Origin of the sequence: Flavobacterium agrisoli (assembly GCF_016522065.1) — a bacterium.
In the GTDB taxonomy this organism is placed as follows: Bacteria; Bacteroidota; Bacteroidia; order Flavobacteriales; family Flavobacteriaceae; genus Flavobacterium; species Flavobacterium agrisoli.
In genome coordinates this window covers 633714-658117 of sequence record NZ_JAEHFV010000002.1, presented here as the reverse complement: position 1 = coordinate 658117, position 24404 = coordinate 633714, and the positions used below count along the sequence as shown (strand labels likewise).

The following is a 24404-nucleotide window of genomic DNA, read 5'->3' as shown; positions in this document are numbered from 1 at the left end:
ATTTTAAGTATTTTATCATCAATGCAACAAAAATTTCATGAACCAAAACCCAAATTTATTTCGTTTTAGAATGCATCCATTTATTCATATAATCCAACACAATTGGCGAAAAAGTTTGTTCAATTGTTGCATATTCACTAGGCAAACCCGTTTCGCATTCTTGAAATAAATGATTGGTATTAGCAAATTCATGTGTTGTAAAATCTTTATTATTTCCTTTTTGCAATGCTTTTTCAATAGCGTTCAAATTTTCTTTTGACGGAACCTGTGTATCTTTCGCTCCATTAATTGCCAAAACAGGACACTTCACTTTTTCAAGTGTAAGAGCGGGATTGTATTTTAGAAAATAGCGCGCCCAAGGGCTCGTTAATTGTTGAACATGCGCTGTTATAAATTGCTCTTTATTCATTCCGTTTGGCACTTCTGTAATAACAGCTTCTAAATACTTTTGCAGTTCCTTTTTTAATTGCTCCGTATTTTGCGAATCCATAACCATTTGATAAGCTTTTTGGTTGATTTGAGCCGTTTTTTCAATTTCAGATTCTGATTTTCCTGATGCTTTGGAAATAGCGCTTTGCTGTAACAACAACAATTCATCTCCTGGAATACCGGTTCCTGCCAATAAAACTATAAAAGCAACCTCTTTTGTATTTACCGCCACCATAGGAGCTATAATACCTCCCTCACTATGCCCAATTAAACCAATTTGTTTGGAATTAATTTCTTTTCTTGTTTTTAAATAAGAAAGTGCGCTTTCCACATCTGTGGCAAAATTGGCCGTTGTTGCCGATGCAAAATTTCCAGTTGAATTGCCAACCCCACGATCATCAAATCGTAAAACTGCAAAACCGCTTTTGGTTAAATAATCGGCAATTACTAAAAATGGCTTGTGTCCTGCTAATTCTTCATTTCTGTTTTGGGGACCGCTCCCCGAAATTAGAATCACAGCCGGAAAAACACCGTCATTTTTAGGCAAAGTCAACGTTCCAGCTAACGAAATGTTTGCTTTAGCATTCGTAAAGTTTACATCTTCAGCGAAATATGAATAAGGCTTTATGGGTTCTTGCGATTTTTTGGACTCTTTTTTCTCAATGGTTTTTTTCGATAAATTCAAGGGGAATTCTTGCCCTGATTGTTTAAAAACACCGATAATTTCATCGCCTTTTAATTCGCCTAGATACAAAATGGGTCCCACTTCAAATTTAATTTGCGGTTTTTCGAAAGTAGTTTTAGTCACTGGAATTCCATTGGCATTTTGATCAGGACTATCCATCGTCGATTTTAAACCCGCCTCTGTTTGAGTTACATTAAAAACCAATCGCAACTCTGCTCCTGGAACTTTTAACAAACCGTTCCATTTTCCCGTGATTTCCTGCGCATGCACCGGAATGAGATAAACAAACAAACTGAAAAACAAAACCGAAAAGATCTTCATAAAACTTTAAAATTAATGACGTATTTTTCTCTCAAAGATACAGAAATACCTATGCAGAAGTTATTTATTCCCAAAAATCTGAACATCGTCCAGCTGAAACGTACCATCTAAAGCCAAGTCTTTTCCGGAGCCATTGTATTTAAAGGCAATGTTTATGGTACCGGTATACGAAGACAAATCAATTGAGCCGCTACCCACAAATTGATACCACGGTGTTGCTTGAGTGGGTAACTTGGCTTGCAAAGGAATCCAAGTCGCTTTGGCAACGTTTAATCCATCAAAATTAGTTGAAACTAAAATTTCGAGTGAGTTTAATGGCGAATCGACATCTAAATGATGTTGAGCCGTTCTAAAAGTCAACACTTCTTTTTTGTATACATCCATATCAATTTTAGGGGTAATTAACCAAGCTGCATTTAAAGCATTTTTGGTCGAAGCAATATTAAATTCCGTGCAACCGTTGCCTGATTTTACGATTCCTTTCCAAAATTTAGTTCCAATTTGCGCGATATTGGCCCATCCCGGGAGTTTTAAAGTCACGTTATTTTCGACCGTTTGAAAATCTTCGGTAAAAAAGGGAACCGAACGTCCGTCGGTAATTTTAATATCGGCTTCATTACGCGCCAACAATTGATAATCGGCACCAAATTTTGTTAAAACACCCCTAACTGTTCCGCTTCCTTCGGGTACAATTGCACCCGCAAAACGGGCGTAGCTACTGGTTCTAAAAATCAAATGATTGCCTGTTTTATCTAGCAACTTCCAATTGGTAGCTCCGCCAACATCATTCAATTCTTCGTAAAAATGCCTGCCCAAAGCTAGATCTTCAAACTGAACTTCGTCGATTTCGACCAATGTATTTAAATTGGCATCATTAGCTACCGATTCTATAGAAAATTTTCGCACTAAATTCTCTTCGGTAACCGTTACACAAGAAGCATTTAAAACTTTTTTAATGTCGTTTTGCGCCACTCTGCCGACTGCCGCTTCTCCGTAACTGTTTACATACAAACTACCAATTCGCAAGCCTCCAAAATAAATATCCGTGAACTGATCTTGTAATTTCACATATACTTTATTGCCAACTCTGTAATTTACGTAGGTATTTGAAGCATCGACGCCGACACTAAATCCGCGAACGGGTTCTCGTTCGGATGGCAAAGTTTGTAAATGAATCGTTTTAAAAAAATTGCCCGATTCATCACTCGAAACCACATACGCCTGAATTACATCATCAAAAAGATATTCTTTAGCCGTAGCCGAACTTTGATTTTGAATGTCGCTCACTGTTTTGGTAACCACTAAATCGGGTTGTGTACAGGTTAACTCGGGAATTTGTGGTTCTTTAGAGTCGCAACTCATTACCAACCCAATCCAAATTAAGCTTGTTATGAAACTACCTTTTTTCATTTTATTCTGAATTATATTTTAAAAACTTACACTCATATTCACAAAATAGGTTCGGCCATAACCATAATAATATTTTGGTCCAAAAGAGGGATTTTCGCTGCTCACATCCTGATTCAATTCTCTAAAATTAGCATTTCGGGATTGTTCAAAACCACCCGTTTTGTAAACCTTTCCTAAAAGATTATTGACACTACCAAACAAGCCAACATAATTGGTTTTAAACCGCCATGATTTTCCAGCAACAAGATTTAAAAGACTTATGGCAGGCAATTTTTCTTGTTTAAGTAATTCACTAGCTCGCTCTTCGGTAGCTTCTGGAAAAAGATAGCCATTCACTGGATTTTTAAAAAACATTTTGGTTCTCGAAATAGGAGCCACCTCAACATATCTTTCATCCAAATAATTGCCATTTACGCCAATCCACCAATAATGCGGATCGCGGTATTCGAAACCCAAAGAAACAGCTTGTTGCGGAGTTCCGGCTACTTTGTAATTTTTTAAAACACTGCTACCAAAATCAAAAACGGGATTGGTGTTTTGTACCGAAGCTTGTGCGTCGTTTACCAATTTAACATTCGGATTATTCGCGAAACGGTATTGTCCATAATTGGCTGCCAGTATTGTTTTAAAGGTTGGACTAATTTGATACTCAAAACTTAGCTCGGCACCACAATACTGCTTCTGAATGTTACTGAGTGTTTGTCCAACAAAAGCATCGGTATTGTTGTGGTTAAATCCTTTTTCGAAAATTCCTTCTGCATAAAAAAAGGAAACATTTGTCCCATTTTTAAAATCCGAAAAATAAGCCGTGGCTCTGGTTTTCAATTTTGAAGCATGATAAACATAACTGCATTCGGCGCTACTAATGGTTTCGCTATCTATTCCTTCCACCACTGCATTATTCAATCGTGCATTCGGAAAAACATTTTGAAGTGTTGGTGCTTTGGTAGCATAATATCCGTTGACCAAAAACCATTGTTTACCCGATATTTTAAAGGTTACGCCACCCTTAAAGCCGAAATTCTCAAAATGTAAGGAAGCACTTTTTCCTAAAGAAGTGGTGGGATAAAGTCCGTTTTGAAACAATCCTTCACGTTGGTAATGGGTCACCGAAAAAGTTTGCGCGAGGTAAAAATCAATTTTCTTATACGTAAAACTAAATTGCGTAAACGCATCCGCAACAAGCGCTTGTAAATTGTAATTGTATCCGTAAATTTCATTCTCTTTGACCTTGCGATTGGGTTCTTGTAAATTGGATTGGGACTGATCGCCGGTGTAAAAGGCATCGATGTCTTCAAAAGGTGTTCCGCCCAACAAATCGGTTAAATATTGAAAATTATGCGATTTCAATTTCTTAAAAGATATACCTGCGTTAGCAGTAATCTGATCGGTTAATCGAGTATATACAGCCGAATTAGCCGAAAACAAAGCATCTTCTACCCGATCTTCATACAGCACATAATGACTTTTGCTGGGTTGATAACCAACAATGCGTCCATCGGCATCGGTAATGGTTTCTTGATTGGCTTTATACAAACTTTCCCAGTCAATTTGGGGTTGAGTCAAAAAAGCTTGTTTGCTTTTTTCTGCTTCGGTATAATTAGGCAGAAAATCACCGGAATACTCGCCATTATCAGATCCATACATAGACAAATAATAACTCGGTAAATTTCTGTAATACGTTGGGTCGGGACTATTCGCATTTTGATAATCAATCGCACTATTTGAAATACGCCCCCATTGGTAGGACACGGCCGAATTTAGTTGTGTTTTTTCATTTATTTTAAAATAATGATTTAACATTATCACTGGCTCACTCACTGTTTTAACGCGTGCATTTCGGATTTTGCCATTTTGCTCACCCCAATACGAATTGTATTTAGAGTTTGTTAACTGGGTTACTTCCTCGGTGTTGGGCGAATTTTTAGCTCTTTCGTTGGGCGTGTAAAATCCAGTAAAATTTAAAAATTGTTTACGGTTTATTTTTTTCTCAATACTAAGAAAAAAGGATTCGGCATTGTATTGGCTTCCATCGAAATAAGCTTGATTACCATATCTTTTACTAGCTGCAATGGCATAAGCCCAACTACTTTTATTACTACCCGAAGCATACGAAGCCATAGCACGCCAATTGTAATTGGTATTGCCTCCCGAAAAAGACAAGCGAGTCCCTTTCCGATACATCGAAGCACGAGTGGTTATAGCTTGAGTACCCAAAACTCCTCCAAAGACATACGGTGAAGTGGTGGTTCCTAAGGTAAATTCTTGGTTGCGCAATACATCATTTAATCCGCCCCAATTGTTCCATTGCGGACGGCCGTCGTATATCTTGTTCATCGTCACGCCGTTTAAAAGCATGGACGCATTTTCGCTGTCTAAACCGCGAATTCGAAAACGAGCTTGTGACCAATTGAAAGCCGAAGCCTGTAAAAAAACATCGCGAGAAGATTGCAACAAACTGGATGTATTTTCGGAAGTAGAAGCATCCTCATTTAAATCGGAATCGTCTAAAACAATCCAATTATTTTGCAGTTCGGAAACGACATTTTCTTCTAAAGATAAAATACCCAAATCGATTGTTTTGGAATTTGCTAAGGTAATTGGCAGTAACAATTCTTTATACCCTTGGCTTCTTACAGCTAATAATTGCTTCCCTCCGAAAGGTATTTTCAATTCAAATTTTCCTTCTGGATTACTCAGTTCCGTAATGTTGCTGTTTTGAATAGAAATTACCGCAAACGAAAGGGGTTTTTGACTGGTTTTAGTGATGATTTTTCCAAAAATACGATACTCTTCTTGCGCCGAAGAATGTAAAGAAAATAGAACAATAAAAATGAAAAGTAGTTTTTTATCCATTTACCGAAAACTGTTTAGTTAAAAGAATGCTTTAGCCATTTTTAAAAAAAGACTAAAGCATTTCAAAAAATCAGTTTTGGAAATTTATGCGCTACATTGCTCAACAACAATTTTGAACAAAAAGCAGGCAAATATAATTAAAAAACAATATAAAAGTATTTTCTTACAAAAATTATTCAATTGCTTTTATTCTCGAAACCATAAACGCAATTAAAAAACCAAATATTCCGATAAAAGCAAACGAAAATTGCAAGCCAAAAGCATCGGCAATATGACCAATTACAGGAGGTCCCATTAAAAAACCAAGAAAACTTACACTCGAAACCACCGTTAAAGCATCGCCTGGAGCCACCGTAGGATGTTTACCGGCCACGCTATATAAAGTAGGCACAATGGTCGAAACGCCCAAACCAACTAACATAAAGCAAAAAACACACGGAATTAAATACGGAAAAATAACCGCTGTAAGCAATCCGGTTGAAACCATAATACCACTAATTTGCAGGACTTTTTTTCTTCCAAATTTAGAAGTCATTTTATCGCCTAAAAATCGACCGCTTGCCATCATAATCATGAACGAAGTATAACCCAAAATCACTAACGACTCGGGTGCTTTTACAATTTCTTTAAAATATACGCCACTCCAATCAAACATAACCCCTTCACTCGCCATCGAACAAAATCCGATTACGCCCAACCAAAGCAAAGAAGCATCGGGTTTTGAGAAAAATTTCCCCTTTTTAGTGAGTTTCCGATCTTGCGCTTTTATTAGAAATTTGAAGTTCGAAATAATTAAAAGCAATACAACAGAAGCCACAATGCAGAAATGAGTAAATGGGTTTAAATCTAAAATTCCCATACCCAAACCAATTAAAGCTCCTATAAAACCCGCAAAACTCCACATGCCATGAAACGATGACATAATGCTGCGGCGGTATAATTTTTCGGCATATACACCCTGTGTGTTTACAGCAATATTGGATAAATTAGCAAATACACCAAATAAAAATAAGGCTATGCAAAGTGTAAATGGCGAAGTAGCCAAACCAATATTTATGAGCGCCAATGCATACAAAAGAACTGATAAAATTAGAATAAAATGGCTACCGTATTTGGTTACAATTTTACCCGAAAAAGGCATAATTGCCAATTGCCCTAGCGGAATCGCAAACAAAATACTTCCTAATTCGCCTTCGGTTAAATCTAAAGTGGTTTTAATATCCGGAATTCGACTCGCCCAAGAGGCAAAACACAAACCTTTTCCAAAATAAAATGCGTTTACTGCCCAACGTATTCGTAACAAATAGGAGGCTTTAACTCCCGCATAATTTTTTTTTATTTTGCCTTTAGGTCTAAAACGTCCGAGAAAATTTAAGTAAAACACGCCAATAATTTTAGAATGAAATATCAAAATTAACCAATTTATGCGCGATACTTTCTTAAAATTGGCAAATTCAAAAATTTACAACGTTGTATGTTTATAAGTTAATCACTTTTTGCGTCGCATTACTTTCGATAGCAGCTTCAATAATTCGCATTACATTCACGCCGTCTTGCGCGGTAACCGGAACTTCGGAATTTTGAGTGATAGCGTGGTATAACCCATCAAACAAATCATAATAATTACCTTGTAAAGTCGGAATTTTTTCGCGAATCACGTTACCCTCTTTTTCGGTATGCAAAAAACCTTGCAACGCTTCAGGCTCTGTTCCCCAATCTTCCAAATTTGGTTTTTTATCTAATTTCAATTCATCTTCTTGAATATCGCCACGCGGTTTTAAAAAAGAACCTTTTTTTCCGTGTAAGGTAAATGCAGGATGAGGTTCTCGGACAAAAAAACTGGCTTTGAGTCGCATTCTGAAATTCTGATAAAACAAGGTCAAATCAATCCAATCATCAACCACTGAATTTTCTCTGGTAATGCGAATATCGCCGAAAACCGCTTTAGGCAACCCAAACAAACAAAGCGCTTGATCAATTAAATGCGGACCTAAATCTTTTAAAATTCCGGCTCCTTCATTCACCGTTTCTTTATGGACTTTCGGGCTCAAGATAGGATTGTATCGATCAAAATGGAATTCGGCTTCTACCAATTCGCCCAACGCATTTTCTTGCAATACTTTTTGAACAGTTTTAAAATCACTATCCCAACGGCGATTTTGGTACACGCAGAGTTTTAGGTTTTTTGATTTTGCTAAATCGGCCAATTCTTGCGCTTCGGCAACCGTTGTGGTGAATGCTTTTTCGACCAAAGCATGTTTACCGGCCTCTAAAACTTTTTTGGTATATTCGTAATGTGTGGCCACAGGCGTATTAACTACAACCAAGTCTATCGAATCGTCTTGTAAAATAGCGTCTAATGTATCAAAACTCTTGACTTCAGGATAATCGTTTTGGATTAGTTTTTTAGAACGTTCCCATGAACCTACCAATTCAAAACCGGGATGTAGTTGCAAAAAAGGAGCGTGGAAAACTTTGCCTGACATTCCGTAAGACAAAAGTGCCGTTTTTATTTTTTTCATAATTGAGGTAAAAGGATAAAATTTGCGTTTATTTGGCTCTTTCGTATTGTTTAGGCCACTGAATATCGTCGTTTAAAAGAGCGGCAAAATCCAAAGGTAAATTCGGATTACGCAACGATTCTCGTCCAAACATAATCAAATCCGCTTGGTTTTCTTGTAAAATAGTTTCGGCTTGTTGGGCTTCGGTAATTAACCCAACGGCACTGGTTTTTATGTCTGCTCCTTTTTTGATATTTTCTGAAAAAGAAACCTGATAATTAGGTCCTACCGCAATTTTTTGGTGCGAAACCAATCCGCCAGAAGAAACATCAATTAAATCAACACCTTTTTGCTTGAGAATGGCTGCCAATTGAATAGATTCTTGCAAATTCCAACCGCCTTCTGCCCAATCCGAAGCCGAAATACGAACAAATAAAGGCAAATCCAAAGGCCATTCGGTTTGAACGGCTTCAACAATTTCTAGAGTTAATCGGATTCTATTTTCAAAACTTCCTCCGTATTTATCGGTTCGCTCATTCGATAAAGGCGATAAAAACTGGTGTAACAAATAACCGTGTGCGGCATGAATTTCCAAAACCTGAAAACCAGCATCGACCGCTCTTTTGGCCGCTGCTTTAAAATCGGTAACTACTTTTTGTATTCCGTTTTGGTCTAAAGCGGTTGTTTGTTCTTCATCATGATATCCGATAGCACTTGCCGAAACCGTTTGCCATCCACCTTGAGTCTTATCTAATTTTTTATTGCCTTTCCATGGAGCCGACACACTAGCTTTTCGACCGGCATGGGCAATCTGAATTCCTGGAATGGCATTTTGAGAAAGGATAAAAGCGTTTATTTCTTTTAATTTCTGAACATGCTCGTCTTTCCAAATACCTAAATCTTCGGGCGAAATTCTTCCTTCGGGCGAAACGGCAGTTGCTTCTTGAATAATCAACCCGGCGCCACCAACAGCCCTGCTGCCCAAATGAACCAAATGCCAATTGTTAGCAAAACCATCTTCTGCCGAATATTGGCACATAGGCGAAATGACAATTCTATTCTTGAAAGTGCGATTTTTAATAGTAAGGGGAGAAAATAATAAAGAAGCCATAAATGTAACTTTTTGTGTGGTGAAGCTACCAATTGTGTCTGATAGCGTTAAAAAAGTAAAGTTACAGTATCTCAATAAAAGTAGAAATCCAAATGTTTATTAATTAACAAACATTTAAAACCTTATGTATTATATTGCGCTGTCAAATAAAATAGAAACGTTACTTTTGTGCGTTAAAATATGAACTAAAATTACAAAATGGATATAGTTATCAAGCTCTCACAATTTTTATTGAGTTTATCATTACTGATTATTTTACACGAATTAGGGCATTTTATTCCGGCTAAAATGTTTAAAACTAGAGTCGAAAAATTCTATTTGTTTTTTGATGTTAAGTTTTCTCTTTTGAAGAAAAAAATTGGCGAAACAGAATACGGAATTGGATGGTTACCCTTGGGTGGTTACGTAAAAATTTCGGGCATGATTGACGAAAGTATGGATAAGGAACAAATGGCTTTACCACCTCAACCATGGGAATTTCGTTCTAAACCAGCTTGGCAACGTTTAATTATTATGCTGGGTGGTGTTACCGTAAACTTTATTTTGGCTTTTATTATTTATATCGGTATGGCGTTTGCTTACGGTGATACTTTTGTAAAAAATGAAGATATTAAGGACGGTTATGCTTTTGAACATCCTGCTATGCTTAAAGCCGGGTTTAAAACCGGAGATAAAATTATTTCGATTGATGGCCAAAAAGTAGAAAACTTCGATAGCGATTTGAATATGAATATCGTAATGGCTAAAAATATTGTTGTAGAACGAAACGGAAGTCAACAAACCATTACGATGCCAACCGATTTTGTTGACCAATTATCCAAACACGAAAAGGGATTGTTAGTAAGTTTCCGTATGCCTTTTGCCATTAGCGGTGTAGAAGAAGATTCTCCAAATACGGCATTACAAGCCAAAGATTTGGTATTAAGTTTAAACGGACAACCAATTCGTTATTTTGATGAAGCCGAACCAATTTTAAAACAAAATAAAGGAAAAACCATTCCGGCAAAGGTATTACGCGATCAAAAAGAAACAAACGTAAATGTCATCATTAATAAAGAAGGAAAATTGGGTGTTAGTGTTGGTAGCCTTGGATTGGCTTCATTAGAAAAGTTAGGTTATTACAAAGTAAGTACAAAAAATTATAGCTTCTTAGAATCGATTCCGGTAGGAATTCAAAAAGGGAAAGACCAATTAGTAGGCTACGGAAAACAATTGAAAATGATTTTTAACCCCGAAACTAAAGCCTACAAACAAGTTGGTGGTTTTAAAGCAATTTTTGATATTTTCCCAAATACTTGGAGTTGGGAAGTGTTTTGGAATATTACCGCTTTGTTATCGATTATGTTGGGTGTCATGAATTTATTACCCATACCGGCATTAGATGGCGGACACGTGATGTTTTTATTATATGAAATCGTAAGTGGTAAAAAACCGAGCGATAAATTCTTAGAAAATGCACAAATGGTTGGTTTCGTATTGCTTATCTCTCTATTATTATTTGCAAACGGAAACGATATTTACAAAGCCGTAATTGGCAAATAAAAATAGTTGTAAAAAAGAAGTCAAATATTTTTGATAAAGTAAAAATTCAATTATATTTGCACTCGCTAAAAAGAACAGCAACTTCCTCCTTAGCTCAGTTGGTTAGAGCATCTGACTGTTAATCAGAGGGTCCTTGGTTCGAGCCCAAGAGGGGGAGCAACTTTTTAGCAAAATACATACCTTTAAGGTAATTCCTCCTTAGCTCAGTTGGTTAGAGCATCTGACTGTTAATCAGAGGGTCCTTGGTTCGAGCCCAAGAGGGGGAGCTTAAAAAAAGACTTTACAGCAATGTAAGGTCTTTTTTTTTGCATTAATTCCAACACTACAATTTGGAGCATCAAAAAGTTATTCACAACCGACAACAAACGCTTACACCCGACTATACTCACTTAACAACCGATTCCTCTTAAAAAACTTTTGAAACTTTGCCATGTTGAATCGAACGAATCGTTTCTATTTTTATAAACCTTTTAAATTTTTACACGCCATGAACACATTAAGAAACAGAGTGCAGCTAATTGGTCATTTAGGCCAAGAACCAGAAATAAAAACATTCGACGGCGGTCGAAAACTAGCTACTTTTTCGCTTGCTACTAACGAAACGCACACCAATGAAAAAGGAGAAAAAACAACACAAACCGAATGGCATAACTTAGTAGCTTGGGGCAAAATAGCCGAAATAATCGAAAAATTTGTACCTAAAGGAAAAGAAATTGCTATTGAAGGCAAACTCACCCATCGCAGTTTTGAAGATAAGTCGGGCACAAAACGTTATGTAACCGAAGTAGTGGTAAACGAACTGCTTTTATTAGGATCCAAATAAGTTTAAATCAATTTTCTAAAACAACAACAAACCTCTTTTTCACCTAAAAAAGAGGTTTGTTTAATTACAAATAGCCCCTAATTCAAAAATAAAAAGACCAAAAACTTGAAAAACAAAGTGAAGTTAGTATTTTTATGCTAGTATTTTCTTATCAAAAATTTCAAAACTTGATTTATGAAAAAAATAGCTTTACTCATCATCTTAGTCTTTTCATTCGCAAATGCAATTGCTCAATCCGACACTTTAATCCTTAAAAATAAAGATGTAATTGTGGGAAAAATCAAATTAATGACGAATGGCGCTTTACAAATAGAAACCGATTACAGTAAAGACGATTTCAAAATAAAATGGAAAGAAGTCATAGCAGTGAACTCGACCACCTCACATATGATTAATTTAAGCAATGGAGAACTCCTTAACGGAAGTATTCAAACTGATTCCAAAACACAAAAAACCTACATTACCAATTTACAAACCCAACAAAAAAAAGAAGTAGATCTTTTTAATATCGTATATATTAAATCGGTAGATGATGGTTTTTGGGATCGATTAGATGCCAATTTTGATGTGGGTATAAAACTAACTAAAGCCCAAAACTTACAACAACTCAGCATCAATGCTGGTTTAGGCTACACCGCTAGAACTTGGTTTGCCTCTGCATCGTACCAGCGCATGCAATCCGTACAAGATGACATTGATCCTATTCGAAGAGTTGATACCGATGTGAGTTATATTAAACTTTTAAAAAATGATTTTTTTATTCCGCTCTCGGTAACCACACTTTCGAATACAGAACAAGACATAGACCTGCGTGTACTTTCAAAAGGCGGTTTTGGTAAATATATTGTACATAGCAATAAAAAATATTGGGGTGTTGCAGCAGGTCTTTCTTATAACCACGAAAAATACACCATAGAAAGCAGTGCCAACGAAAGTTTAGAAGCTTTTATAGGAAGTGATTTAAACATTTACGATGCAGGCGATTTTAGCATTCAGTCTAAATTAACGGTATTCCCAAGTTTGACAGAAAGCAAAAGGATTCGTACCGATTTTATGCTAGATACCAAATACGATTTACCTTTGGATTTTTACATTAAATTGTCGTTTGTATACAACCACGATAGCAAACCAAGTGCGGACACCTCCAAAAATGATTATGTGTTTCAAACCGGTTTTGGTTGGAAATTGGATTAAAAAATATCCGCACAACTAAACACTTCTTTTAACCTAACCCCTTTGTCTGTTTCTTGTACTGTTATGATTTGATTGTACGCATCGTGCTCTAAAAACAAATGATAGTTATTAGTGGCTGCTGCCTTTAAAAACGACTCTTTTTCATTTAAAGTCAAAAGCGGCCTAGTATCATAACCCATAACATACGGCAATGGTAAATGCCCCACTGTAGGAAGTAAATCGGCACAAAACACGATGGTTTTATCTTTATACTGAATATGCGGTATCATTTGTTTTTCGGTATGACCATCAACGTATAAAATTCCGAAATCCAACTCTTCCGAAAAACCAAATTCTTGTTCAGGCCGGTTTAAAAAGTGTAATTGTCCACTCTCTTGAATTGGTAAAATATTCTCTTTTAAAAACGATGCTTTTTCACGCGCATTTGGTTCAATTGCCCACTGCCAATGCTTTTCGTTTGTCCAAAATCGCGCATTTTTAAAGGCAGGCTCAAGACCTGTTTTATCTTTATTCCATTGCACACTTCCCCCACAATGATCAAAATGCAAATGTGTTAAAAAAACATCGGTAATATCATCTCGATGAAAACCATATTTGGCCAGAGATGTGTCTATCGAATGATTTCCCCAAAGCGAATAATAACTAAAAAACTTATCCGATTGCTTGTTTCCCATTCCGTTGTCAATTAATAACAAACGATTACCATCTTCGATCAGCAGACAACGCGCCGCTAAATCGATTAAATTATGTGCATCAGCCGGATTGGTTTTACTCCACAAAGATTTAGGAACCACTCCAAACATAGCGCCACCATCGAGTTTAAAGTTACCCGATTCAATTGCATATAACTTCATCTTACTTTGATTTGAAATTCTACTAACAAATCTAGAAAAATAAAGAGGTGTTTCCGAATAAAAAAAAGATTAAAACTATTACTGAATGGTCAAGCTAGAGCTTCCTATCAAATTGGTATTGTCAAAAATTTTCAAAAAGTAGGTTCCTTTACCGAAACGTTTTTCATACGGATTTAAAAAACCAAAAGCCGTTACATCTTTATTTTGATAATTAACATCCATTGCAAAACTGTAAATCAACTTCTTTTTATCGGCCAAAATTACTGATGCCCGCTCGCCTAAAATCAAATTGTTTTGATCAATAATTTGCACAAAATACGATTTAACGCCTGCTTTGGCTAACGCATTGGCTTGCACCAAAAAACTAACAACCAATTTATCTATTTTACTAGATTTATCTGTAATCATGGCATCATCGGCTTTTTTTTGTTTGATACCAAGCAATTTAAAATCTTTTAAAATCAAATTCTCTGCTTTTTCTACCTTAGTAATTAATTCTTCTTTTTGCCGAATCAGAGTATCTTTTTGCAAACTTTGATGGTACATTTTTACATTTTGCGTTTCAATTTCCGAAAGCAAATTTTTATTCTGCGACTTCAATTTTTTAATTTCGGCCGCACGAATATCCATAGTAGTTTGCAATTTACGGTACCGAATTAAGAAATTACTCAATTGTTGTGGACTCAAATTTTCGGTATTTTTAATCTCTTGCATTAACAACTCCACATTATTTTTTTCAACTGCCAATTCGGCTGCCAACGAAGTGTTTTCTGAAATTGCAATCTGATAAGACGCTTTTAAAAGATATAAAGAATCCAGGATTTTTTCTTTTTGGGCATTTACCGCCTGATATTCTTTTTTAAAATGCGCTACATCCTTCTTAAAATGAGAACGCATGGTGAATATACTCACTAAGTAAATAATAAAAGTAGCACCAAATAGAATTAAAATGGTTTTAGAAAAGGTTTTCATAAGATTTGGTTTGTTTTGGCAAAAATAAATCCTGTGAAGCAAAAACTATCACGTATAAATACGTATCTATTAAAAAATATTTAAGCATAAAATGAAAAAAAAGACATTTTTTACCCAAAAAGAAAAAGCAAGTTTAAAAAATTAACATTCTGACCAGTAAACAAAACATTCTTAAAAACCCGTGTTGTGTTTATTACAGAAAATTAAAAACCACGTCTGTTTTTAAAACGTTAAAATAAAATTTGTCTATCAGTGCATTTGTTATAATAATGCAAAGCACTATGAAAAAAAGATTTTTAAACACTATCTTTGCAGTCAATTTAGATGTAATCAATACAACAATGATAAAGGTTTCTGATACTGCCAAAAAGAAAATCATCGATTTAATGCAAGACGATGGTTTTGATGCCGCACAAGACTATGTACGAGTTGGTGTAAAAAGCGGTGGATGTTCTGGTTTGTCTTACGATTTAAAATTTGACAAAACCAAAGGAGATGATGATAAAATTTTTATAGATAATGACATTAAGATTGCCGTTGAGAAAAAATCGTTTCTGTATCTAGCCGGCACTATCTTAGAATATTCGGGTGGTTTAAACGGAAAAGGTTTCGTTTTTAACAATCCAAATGCAAGTAGAACTTGCGGATGCGGAGAGTCATTCTCTTTATAAAAATTAATTATAAAGATTTAAAAATTTAATTATTTAAAGATTAAAAAAATCAAGAATAGTTAAATAAAAATCTTTATAAGTTTAAAACACATTTACATAAGAATTAAATTCTATAATTAGAATCAATAAATGATTAAAAATTTCAAGAAGTATTTCAATCTTTAAATTTTTCAATCTTTAAATTTAAACAATGAGCAAATACACTGAAGACGATTTAAAAATCGAACTCGAAACCAAAGAGTACGAATACGGATTTTATACCAATATAGAATCGGAGACGTTTCCTATTGGTTTAAATGAAGAAATTGTTCGTGCTATATCGTTAAAAAAAGGAGAGCCAGCATGGATGACCGATTGGCGTATTGAAGCCTTTCGCGCGTGGGAAACCATGATTGAGCCAGAGTGGGCAAATGTACATTACGAAAAACCTGATTTTCAAGCTATTTCGTACTACTCCGCTCCTAAAGCTGTAGACCCAAACAAAACGTTAGACGATGTTGATCCTGAACTTTTAGAAATGTATAAAAAGTTAGGAATTTCCGTAGACGAACAAAAAATGATGAACAATGTTGCCATGGATATCGTGGTAGATTCGGTTTCGGTCGCTACTACTTTTAAAAAGACATTGGCCGAAAAAGGCATTATTTTTTGCCCTATTTCAGAAGCAATTCAAGAACACCCCGAGTTAGTTCGTAAATATTTAGGAACGGTTGTTCCGCAAAAAGACAACTTTTACGCCGCGTTAAACTCAGCCGTTTTTTCGGATGGAAGTTTTTGCTACATTCCAAAAGGTGTAAAATGCCCTATGGAATTATCAACTTATTTCCGTATCAACCAAGCCGGAACTGGGCAATTTGAAAGAACTTTAGTAATCGCAGACGAAGGAAGTTATGTTTCGTATCTAGAAGGATGTACTGCACCAAGTCGTGATGAAAACCAATTGCACGCCGCTGTGGTAGAATTAATTGCTTTGGATGATGCCGAAATTAAATATTCAACCGTTCAAAACTGGTTCCCAGGAAATAAAGAAGGTAAAGGTGGAGTTTACAACTTTGTAACCAAACGTGGTTTATGCGAAACCAATGCTAAAATATCTTGGACACAGGTTGAAACAGGATCTGCCGTAACTTGGAAATACCCATCTTGTGTATTAAAGGGAGACAACGCAATTGGTGAATTTTACTCTATTGCTGTAACCAACAACCACCAACAAGCAGACACTGGAACCAAAATGATCCATTTGGGTAAAAACACCAAATCGACCATTATTTCTAAAGGAATTTCGGCCGGAAAATCGCAAAACAGTTATAGAGGATTAGTACAAATTAGCCCGAGAGCCGAAAACGCACGTAACTTTTCTCAATGTGATTCGCTTTTGATGGGTAATAATTGTGGTGCACATACTTTCCCGTATATCGAAAGTAAAAATCCATCAGCTAAAATCGAACACGAAGCGACAACCAGTAAAATTGGTGAAGATCAAGTTTTCTATTGCAACCAACGTGGTATTCCAACTGAAAAAGCCATTGCCTTAATCGTAAACGGTTTCAGTAAAGATGTATTAAACAAATTACCTATGGAGTTTGCAGTAGAGGCTCAAAAATTACTGGAGATTTCTTTGGAAGGTTCTGTTGGATAATAATTAAACGCTTTGCTATGGACATCATTTTAAAAAACGTAAAGAAAAAAGATTTTCCAGTTTTAAAATCGCTGGCAAAATCATTGGGTTTTGAAATTGTTGAAAAAGAAGAGAAACCCTACAATCCTGAATTTGTTAAAGAAATTTTAGAAGGTCAAAAAGACATTCGTGAAGGACGTGGCATAAAAATGACTATTGAGGAAATAAAAGCTTTATGCAAATAATATTTACTCCGAAAGCTAAGAAAGATTTCGATTTTTGGGTCAAATCGGGTAATAAAAATATTTTGAAAAGAATCAATTCCTTGATTGATGATATACTCCTTCATCCATTTCATGGAATAGGAAAGCCCGAACAACTAAAACATAAGCTTTCTGGAGTTTGGTCAAGAAGAATTGACAAAGAACACCGATTGGTTTATGAAATTAAAGATGAAAATACAATAGAAATATTAAATATCCTTTCCCTGAAAGGACATTATTAATAAACAAAAGACAACACAATGTTATCAATAAAAAACCTTCACGCCTCAATTGGCGATAAAGAAATCCTTAAAGGAATCAATATAGAAGTTAAAGCGGGTGAAGTGCACGCAATCATGGGGCCAAACGGTTCTGGAAAAAGTACCTTATCGGCTGTTATTGCTGGAAATGAAAATTTTGACGTAACAGAAGGGGAAGTTTTCCTTGATGGCGAAGATTTAGCCGATTTAGCTCCAGAAGAAAGAGCGCACAAAGGAGTTTTCTTATCGTTCCAATATCCTGTTGAAATCCCAGGGGTTTCGGTAACCAACTTTATGAAAACAGCTATCAACGAAACTCGTAAAGCTAATGGTCAAGAAGAAATGCCAGCCAACGAAATGCTAAAAGTAATTCGTGAAAAATCAGAATTATTAGAAATTGACCGTAAGTTTCTATCGCGTTCGTTAAACGAAGGCTTTTCGGGAGGAGAGAAAAAAAGAAATGAGATTTTTCAAATGGCAATGTTAGAGCCAAAATTAGCCATCCTTGACGAAACAGATTCAGGTTTAGATATCGATGCGTTACGAATTGTGGCTAACGGAGTAAATAAACTAAAAAGTGAGAAAAACGCAATTATCGTAATTACACACTACCAACGTTTACTCGATTATATTGTTCCGGATTTTGTACACGTTTTATACAAAGGAAAAATTGTAAAATCAGGCGGAAAAGAATTGGCTTACGAATTAGAAGAAAAAGGATACGATTGGATTAAAGCCGAAAACTAGTTTACAGTTGAAAGTTAAAAGTTTTCACAACTCACAACTCACAACTCACAACTCACAACTATTAAAAATGGATTTAAAAGAAAAATTAATAGCGTCTTTCATGGCATTTGAAGAACGTGTCGACGTACACAGTCCTCTTCATGACATTAGAACGCAAGCTTTAAAAAACTTCGAGAACAAAGGATTTCCAACTAAAAAAGAAGAAGCGTGGAAATACACTTCTTTAAATACAGTTTTGAAAAACGATTTTACCGTTTTCCCTAAAAAAGAAAGTGCAATCGAATTCAATCAGGTAAAAAAATACTTTATCCATGAAATTGACACGTATAAAGTAGTTTTTATCGATGGGGTTTTTAGTTCGCATTTATCATCAACTACCCACGACGGAATTGACGTTTGTTTGATGTCATCTGCTTTGACCAAGCCTAAATACAAAATGGTTATTGATCGCTATTTTAATCAAATTGCCAGCAAAGACGATAGTTTAACATCTTTAAACACGGCATTTGCATCAGAAGGCGCTTTCATTAATATTCCACCAAAAAAAGTAGCCGACAAACCCATCGAAATCATGTATTTATCGACAGGTAACGAAGCGGCGCTGATGGTTCAACCTCGTAACTTGGTTATCGTTGGCGAAAATTCGCATGTACAAATTATCGAACGCCACCAAAGTTTGAATCAAAATCCGGTTTTAACCAATTCGGTAACCGAAATTTTTGCTCAAAAAAGGGCTATTGTTGATTATTACAAAATTCAAAACGATAGCAACGAAGCCAATTTAATTGACAATACTTATGTTTCGCAACAGCAAGAAAGTCACGCTTCGGTACATACCTTTTCATTTGGAGGAAACATTACACGCAATAACTTGAATTTTTATCATTTTGGAGAGCATTTAACAAGCACCTTAAATGGAATTTCAATTATTGGCGAAAAACAACATGTTGACCATTATACTTTGGTAAACCACGCACAACCAAACTGTGAGAGTTTCCAAGATTATAAAGGTATTTTTAACGATCGAGCAACAGGTGTTTTTAACGGAAAAGTTTTTGTTGATAAAATCGCTCAAAAAACCAATGCGTTTCAACAAAGCAACAATATTTTATTAAGCGATAAAGCTACGATCAATGCAAAACCACAATTGGAAATTTTTGCAGATGATGTAAAATGCTCACACGGGTGTACTATCGGGCAATTAGACGAAACCGCAATGTTTTACATGCAATCTCGTGGAATCCCGAAAAAAGAAGCCAAAGCACTTTTAATGTATGCCTTTTCAAATGCTGTAATAGAAAGCATCAAAATTCCAGAATTAAAACAACGAATTACTAAAATTATCGCCATGAAATTAGGGGTTAAATTAGGATTTGATTTGTGAAAAATGGAATAGTATATAATTGAAAAGGCGCTAAAGTTACATGCTAAACTTTGCGCCTTTTCTCTTTCTTAAAAGCAATACGGCAATAGAATTGCCTCAAAACAATTTTAGATTTAGTACCTTTGTAACTGGATTTTTTCTAAATAAATTATGTTAGACATTCACCAAATAAGAGCCGATTTTCCGATATTGAATCAAAAAGTAAACGGAAAACCATTGATATATTTTGACAACGGAGCTACTTCTCAAAAACCAAAAGTGGTGATTGATGCTATTTCTAAATATTACAATGAAATAAACGCCAACATTCATCGTGGGGTTCATACATTGAGCCAATTAGCCACAGATGCTTACGAAGAAGCGCGTTTGAAAGTTCAAAATCACATTAATGCCAAACACAATTACGAAGTATTATTCACTTCGGGAACAACATTCGGCATAAATTTAGTTGCCAATGGATTTGCTTCTATTTTAAAATCGGGGGATGAAGTTATGGTTTCGGCTTTAGAACATCACAGCAATATTGTGCCTTGGCAAATGTTATGTGAAAAAACCGGCGCGACCTTGAAAGTGATTCCTATGAATGAAAATGGCGAATTAATTCAAAGTGAATACGAAAAATTATTATCCGAAAAAACCAAAATCGTTACGGTAAATCACATTTCAAATGCATTGGGAACGATTAATCCTGTAAAACAAATGATTGCCAAAGCACATCAAGTAGGCGCAGCCGTTTTAATTGATGGGGCTCAAGCGGTTCCGCACTTAAAACCCGATGTACAAGATTTAGATTGCGATTTTTATGCGTTTTCTGGCCATAAAATGTGCGGTCCAACCGGAACCGGTATTTTATATGGAAAAGAGGAATGGCTTAACAAATTACCTCCTTACCAAGGCGGAGGCGAAATGATTAAAGAAGTTACGTTTGAAAAAACTACTTATGCCGATTTGCCGCATAAATTTGAAGCCGGAACCCCACATATTGCTGGAGGAATCGTATTAGGAACGGCAATTGATTATTTGAATAAGCTTGGTTTTGAAAATATTCAGGAACTCGAAAACGAACTATTAGCATACGGAACCAAACGTTTATTGGAAATTGAAGGTTTAAAAATTTACGGAACCGCGCCGAAAAAAACTGCCGTTATTTCGTTTAATATTGAAGGAATTCACCCTTACGACATTGGTTCTATAATTGATAAATTAGGAATTGCCGTTCGAACTGGGCACCATTGCACACAACCCATCATGAATTTTTACGGCATTCCAGGAACGATTCGAGCTTCTTTTTCTTTTTATAACACGAAAGAAGAGATTGATTCGATGGTGGAAGCTCTTAAAAAAGCCCAATCTATGTTAAGCTAATTTGTTCATCATGCGATTTTTATCTCTTTTCATTTGCATCATTCTATTCACCACTAGTTGTGCGAGTCAAAAACACCCAAAAATGAAAGAGGTCACTATCGAATATGAAGCGCAATCACGAGGTTTTTTTCAGAAAATAGTTATCCAAAATAAATTGGCTTTAATCACCAATAATCGAACGAAAAAAACCAAATCGATTGCATTAAGTAAAACGGACTGTAAGAACATCACAGCAGCTTATAACGAACTTAATCTAGAGAATTTAAACACGTTAAAAGCGCCAACCGAAAAACGATTTTACGACGGAGCTGCAATTGCTCATCTTACCATAACAGAAAATGGAAAAAAGTATGAAACACCTGCTTTTGATCATGGATTTCCGCCGCAAGAAATAGAAAAATTAGTAACTTTAATGGTTACTTTAAATACAAACAACACAAATTAATGACGATACAAGAAATACAAAACGAGATTGTAGACGAATTTTCAATGTTTGATGATTGGATGCAACGTTACGAATACATCATCGAACTCGGAAAAACGCTACCCTTAATTAAAGAAGAATACAAAATAGACGAAAATTTAATAAAAGGATGCCAATCTAAAGTTTGGTTACAAGGCGAACAAAAAGACGATAAAATTGTTTTTACAGCCGATAGCGATGCCATTTTGACTAAAGGAATTATCGCTATTTTAATTCGTGTTTTGTCTAACCAAAAAGCGAGCGATATTTTAGACGCTGATATGAATTTTATTGACGAAATTGGATTAAAAGAACATTTATCGGCCACACGGGCCAACGGATTGGTTTCGATGATAAAAAACATCAAAATGTATGCTTTAGCATTTGATTCAAAAAACAAAAATTAAAAAAAATGGAACAAGAAATAGACACTAACGAATTGGGCGAATCAATCGTAAAAGTTTTAAAAACAATATACGACCCCGAAATTCCCGTTGACATTTACGAATTGGGCTTGATTTACGACGTAATGGTAAACACCGATTACGAAGTTAAAATTTTAATGACATTAACCTCTCCAAACTGTCCGGTTGCCGAAAGCTTACCAAGGGAAGTAGAGGAAAAAGTCAAAAAAATTGAAAACATCAAAGATTGTGAAGTAGAAATTACATTCGATCCGCCATGGAGTAGAGATTTGATGAGCGAAGAAGCGAAATTAGAATTAGGAATGCTATAATATTAAGTTATCAGTAAACAGTTTTAAGTGAGCAGCTCATAAACTGACCACTTAAAACTGAATACTGAAAGCTACACAAAAATATGGACGAAATTGTAAACAAAGTCGCCAACAGCGTACTCGAAGTTTTTGATTTGGAAGATTATTACCCGAAGGGAATTCGAACCCAGATTGATTTATCACAGTGGTTGATCGAAGGTTTTTTATTAAAAGAAAAAAACTTTAGAGAAGATCTTAAAAACCACGATTGGTCACAATATCAAGACCATTACATTGCGCTAAACTGCAGCACCGATGCTATTATCCCGGCTTGGTCAACGCTATTAATAACCACGCATTTGGTTCCTTTTGCCAAAAAAGTGGTAAATGGCACGCTTGAAGATTTGGAAGCCAGTTTATATGAAAACCTATTACCAGAAATTGATTTTTCGGTTTACCAAAACAAACCTGTAATTATCAAAGGATGCTCTAAAAAACCCGTTCCTGTTCGTGCCTATCTTTTAGCCATACAAAGATTACAACCCTTTGCCCGAAGTATTATGTATGGCGAAGCATGCTCGGCTGTACCACTTTACAAAGAAAGCAAGAAATAATTTACACTTTGCATTAAGAAACAATTAACACTTTAAGGCTTTTTAGTATCTTTGTCTTACAAAAATACAATAACCTTTAAATTTGTTTCTAATGAAGAAGTTCTTAATTGCACTTTCACTACTAACATGTGCAAACTTTATACAAGCGCAAAATACCGAAAAAGAATTAGCTAAAAATACCGAAGCAGCTGTTAAGAAATTAGCAGATACCATTCCGAATGGCTGGACCAATAAAGGAAACATTTCTTTTTTATTCAATCAATCTAATTTCAACAATTGGGTTGCTGGAGGTGAAAACAATATATCGGGGAATTTAGGAATCAACTATGATTTTAATTATAAAAAAGACGATTTAAGTTGGGATAATAAAATCTTAGCTTCGTACGGACTTTTGCAATCGGACAATGCTAATTTTGAAAAAAAGACCGATGACCGTTTGGAATTCAATTCTATTTTAGGAAAAAAAGCATTTGGTGAATGGTATTACTCTTTGTTTTTAAATTTTAGAACGCAATTCTCAAAAGGATACGATTATGGAACAGATGAAAATGGTGCCGAAATCAGAACGTACAACACCAACTTCATGTCTCCAGGTTATTTGACATTTAGACCTGGTTTATACTGGAAAAAACACGAAAATCTTCGCGTAAACTTTGCGCCTCTTACTTCTAAATTCACTTTTGTTGATAGCGATTTCACTTCAGTTCCCGGTTATATTGATGGCGATTATTTTGGAGTTGATTATACCAAAAGCATGCGATACGAACTGGGTTTCTATGCCTCTGCATATTACAAATTTGAAATTATGAGCAATGTAACCTTCGAAAACATTCTGAATCTGTATTCAAATTATTTAGAAGACCCTCAAAATGTAGATATAGATTACACCTTAAATATTGTAATGAAAATAAACAAATACTTATCTGCCAACCTTCAATTTCAAGCCATTTACGACGACAATGCTTTTGAAGGATTACAAACCAGAGAAGTTTTTGGTGTAGCCGTTAATTACGGATTTTAAATAGAAAAAACAAAACCAGTGCCTCAATTTTTTGAGGCATTTTTTTATTATAAATTTCATTTTATTGTTTGAAAATCAGGCAATAATATGTAAATTCATACTTTCAAAAAATTAGTTAACGAGATTTTTCTTTATTAAAAATCAAACTATGAAAAGCATTAATAAATTTATTAGAAGCGTTTCTTCCAAACCGATGGTAATTGTAATACTGTTATTCAGTTCGCAATTGTTACTAGCCAATGAAAAAGAAGGAAGTATGGAAGATTCTATTGCCGAAGTAGTGAGTTGGATTGCCCTGATTGTAGCACCAATTTTAGGTATAATTGCTTTTTTAATGGTTCATATATTACCTGAAAAAATTGCGGAAAAGAAAAACCATCCTCAAGCGCAAGCCATTAAAACATTGTGTTTGTTATCACTGGTTTTTGGCGGACTATTATGGCCGTTAGCTTGGTTGTGGGCCTACAGCAAACCTGTTTTTTACAAAATGGCCTACGGAACAGACAAAGGCGATTATCACGAAGAAACTTTAAAAGAGTTTAAAGAGCGTAAAAATAACGATGAGCCCGAAACACTTTAATAAAT

24 protein-coding genes and 2 tRNA genes are annotated in these 24404 nt (G+C 35.4%); 18 read left to right on the top strand and 8 right to left on the bottom strand.

Annotated features, from left to right (window positions below):
* Positions 1 to 55 precede the first annotated feature (55 nt).
* From I5M07_RS07890 to I5M07_RS07865, 6 genes are all read right to left on the bottom strand, one after another.
* Positions 56 to 1435 carry an alpha/beta hydrolase family protein gene (locus I5M07_RS07890; protein WP_200105671.1) on the bottom strand — a complete coding sequence of 460 codons (1380 nt, stop codon included), beginning with the start codon at positions 1433 to 1435 and terminating at the stop codon, positions 56 to 58.
* Between the two features lie 60 nt (positions 1436 to 1495).
* Entirely contained in the window at positions 1496 to 2845 is a 1350-nt protein-coding gene (locus I5M07_RS07885; RefSeq protein WP_200105670.1) for a DUF5689 domain-containing protein, read from the bottom strand.
* Between the two features lie 18 nt (positions 2846 to 2863).
* Positions 2864 to 5701, bottom strand: coding sequence for a carboxypeptidase-like regulatory domain-containing protein (locus I5M07_RS07880; protein ID WP_200105669.1), 2838 nt, complete (start codon positions 5699 to 5701; stop codon positions 2864 to 2866).
* A 172-nt stretch (positions 5702 to 5873) separates the two neighbouring features.
* Positions 5874 to 7085, bottom strand: coding sequence for an MFS transporter (locus I5M07_RS07875; RefSeq protein WP_200105668.1), 1212 nt, complete (start codon positions 7083 to 7085; stop codon positions 5874 to 5876).
* A 94-nt stretch (positions 7086 to 7179) separates the two neighbouring features.
* The gene (locus I5M07_RS07870; protein WP_200105667.1) at positions 7180 to 8223 is read right to left on the bottom strand and encodes a Gfo/Idh/MocA family oxidoreductase; all 1044 of its coding nucleotides are present in this window, start codon (positions 8221 to 8223) and stop codon (positions 7180 to 7182) included.
* A gap of 28 nt (positions 8224 to 8251) precedes the next feature.
* Entirely contained in the window at positions 8252 to 9313 is a 1062-nt protein-coding gene (locus I5M07_RS07865; RefSeq protein ID WP_200105666.1) for an NADH:flavin oxidoreductase/NADH oxidase, read from the bottom strand.
* Positions 9314 to 9511: 198 nt separating this feature from the next.
* Between I5M07_RS07865 and rseP the strand changes: the two genes are divergently transcribed.
* The 5 genes from rseP (at position 9512) to I5M07_RS07840 (ending at position 12872) form a co-directional block, all read left to right on the top strand.
* Complete coding sequence (rseP, locus tag I5M07_RS07860; protein ID WP_200105665.1) at positions 9512 to 10855, top strand: RIP metalloprotease RseP; 1344 nt, start codon at positions 9512 to 9514, stop codon at positions 10853 to 10855.
* 83 nt (positions 10856 to 10938) lie between these two features.
* Positions 10939 to 11012, top strand: a tRNA-Asn gene (locus I5M07_RS07855).
* A 35-nt stretch (positions 11013 to 11047) separates the two neighbouring features.
* Positions 11048 to 11121: transfer RNA gene (locus I5M07_RS07850), tRNA-Asn, on the top strand.
* A gap of 221 nt (positions 11122 to 11342) precedes the next feature.
* Positions 11343 to 11678 carry a single-stranded DNA-binding protein gene (locus I5M07_RS07845; protein ID WP_200105664.1) on the top strand — a complete coding sequence of 112 codons (336 nt, stop codon included), beginning with the start codon at positions 11343 to 11345 and terminating at the stop codon, positions 11676 to 11678.
* Between the two features lie 174 nt (positions 11679 to 11852).
* Positions 11853 to 12872 (top strand): DUF481 domain-containing protein, encoded by a 1020-nt coding sequence (locus I5M07_RS07840; RefSeq protein ID WP_200105663.1) that lies wholly within the window; start codon positions 11853 to 11855, stop codon positions 12870 to 12872.
* On the opposite strand, the gene I5M07_RS07835 is transcribed toward I5M07_RS07840, so the two are convergent.
* The gene (locus I5M07_RS07835; RefSeq protein ID WP_200105662.1) at positions 12869 to 13726 is read right to left on the bottom strand and encodes an MBL fold metallo-hydrolase; all 858 of its coding nucleotides are present in this window, start codon (positions 13724 to 13726) and stop codon (positions 12869 to 12871) included. The two genes, I5M07_RS07840 and I5M07_RS07835, sit on opposite strands and share 4 nt — an antisense overlap.
* Before the next feature lie 78 nt (positions 13727 to 13804).
* Positions 13805 to 14698, bottom strand: a complete 894-nt coding sequence (locus I5M07_RS07830) for a hypothetical protein (protein ID WP_200105661.1) — start codon at positions 14696 to 14698, stop codon at positions 13805 to 13807.
* 341 nt (positions 14699 to 15039) lie between these two features.
* Between I5M07_RS07830 and I5M07_RS07825 the strand changes: the two genes are divergently transcribed.
* The 13 genes from I5M07_RS07825 to I5M07_RS07765 all read left to right on the top strand — a co-directional run bounded on the left by I5M07_RS07825 (position 15040) and on the right by I5M07_RS07765 (position 24399).
* The gene (locus I5M07_RS07825) at positions 15040 to 15369 is read left to right on the top strand and encodes a HesB/IscA family protein (protein ID WP_200105783.1); all 330 of its coding nucleotides are present in this window, start codon (positions 15040 to 15042) and stop codon (positions 15367 to 15369) included.
* A 190-nt stretch (positions 15370 to 15559) separates the two neighbouring features.
* Positions 15560 to 17008 (top strand): Fe-S cluster assembly protein SufB, encoded by a 1449-nt coding sequence (sufB, locus tag I5M07_RS07820; protein ID WP_200105660.1) that lies wholly within the window; start codon positions 15560 to 15562, stop codon positions 17006 to 17008.
* Between the two features lie 17 nt (positions 17009 to 17025).
* Positions 17026 to 17232, top strand: a complete 207-nt coding sequence (locus I5M07_RS07815) for a DUF2683 family protein (protein WP_200105659.1) — start codon at positions 17026 to 17028, stop codon at positions 17230 to 17232.
* A complete protein-coding gene (locus I5M07_RS07810; RefSeq protein ID WP_200105658.1) occupies positions 17223 to 17492 on the top strand; it encodes a Txe/YoeB family addiction module toxin in 270 nt (89 codons plus the stop codon). The genes I5M07_RS07815 and I5M07_RS07810 overlap by 10 nt, the downstream gene beginning before the upstream one ends.
* Positions 17493 to 17510: 18 nt before the next feature.
* On the top strand, positions 17511 to 18257 hold the full coding sequence (gene sufC / locus I5M07_RS07805) for a Fe-S cluster assembly ATPase SufC (RefSeq protein WP_200105657.1): 747 nt from the start codon (positions 17511 to 17513) through the stop codon (positions 18255 to 18257).
* Positions 18258 to 18324: 67 nt separating this feature from the next.
* Positions 18325 to 19641 carry a Fe-S cluster assembly protein SufD gene (sufD, locus tag I5M07_RS07800; RefSeq protein WP_200105656.1) on the top strand — a complete coding sequence of 439 codons (1317 nt, stop codon included), beginning with the start codon at positions 18325 to 18327 and terminating at the stop codon, positions 19639 to 19641.
* Between the two features lie 150 nt (positions 19642 to 19791).
* Positions 19792 to 21006 carry an aminotransferase class V-fold PLP-dependent enzyme gene (locus tag I5M07_RS07795; RefSeq protein WP_200105655.1) on the top strand — a complete coding sequence of 405 codons (1215 nt, stop codon included), beginning with the start codon at positions 19792 to 19794 and terminating at the stop codon, positions 21004 to 21006.
* An 82-nt stretch (positions 21007 to 21088) separates the two neighbouring features.
* Positions 21089 to 21451, top strand: a complete 363-nt coding sequence (locus I5M07_RS07790) for a hypothetical protein (RefSeq protein ID WP_200105654.1) — start codon at positions 21089 to 21091, stop codon at positions 21449 to 21451.
* Positions 21451 to 21876, top strand: coding sequence for a SufE family protein (locus I5M07_RS07785; protein ID WP_200105653.1), 426 nt, complete (start codon positions 21451 to 21453; stop codon positions 21874 to 21876). Before I5M07_RS07790 ends, I5M07_RS07785 begins: the two co-directional genes overlap by 1 nt.
* 5 nt (positions 21877 to 21881) lie before the next feature.
* Positions 21882 to 22205 (top strand): SUF system Fe-S cluster assembly protein, encoded by a 324-nt coding sequence (locus I5M07_RS07780; RefSeq protein ID WP_200105652.1) that lies wholly within the window; start codon positions 21882 to 21884, stop codon positions 22203 to 22205.
* 83 nt (positions 22206 to 22288) lie between these two features.
* Positions 22289 to 22798 carry a DUF2480 family protein gene (locus I5M07_RS07775; protein ID WP_200105651.1) on the top strand — a complete coding sequence of 170 codons (510 nt, stop codon included), beginning with the start codon at positions 22289 to 22291 and terminating at the stop codon, positions 22796 to 22798.
* Positions 22799 to 22889: 91 nt separating this feature from the next.
* The gene (locus tag I5M07_RS07770; protein WP_200105650.1) at positions 22890 to 23819 is read left to right on the top strand and encodes a DUF3078 domain-containing protein; all 930 of its coding nucleotides are present in this window, start codon (positions 22890 to 22892) and stop codon (positions 23817 to 23819) included.
* A gap of 148 nt (positions 23820 to 23967) precedes the next feature.
* Positions 23968 to 24399 carry a DUF3302 domain-containing protein gene (locus I5M07_RS07765; RefSeq protein ID WP_233621985.1) on the top strand — a complete coding sequence of 144 codons (432 nt, stop codon included), beginning with the start codon at positions 23968 to 23970 and terminating at the stop codon, positions 24397 to 24399.
* Positions 24400 to 24404 lie beyond the last annotated feature (5 nt).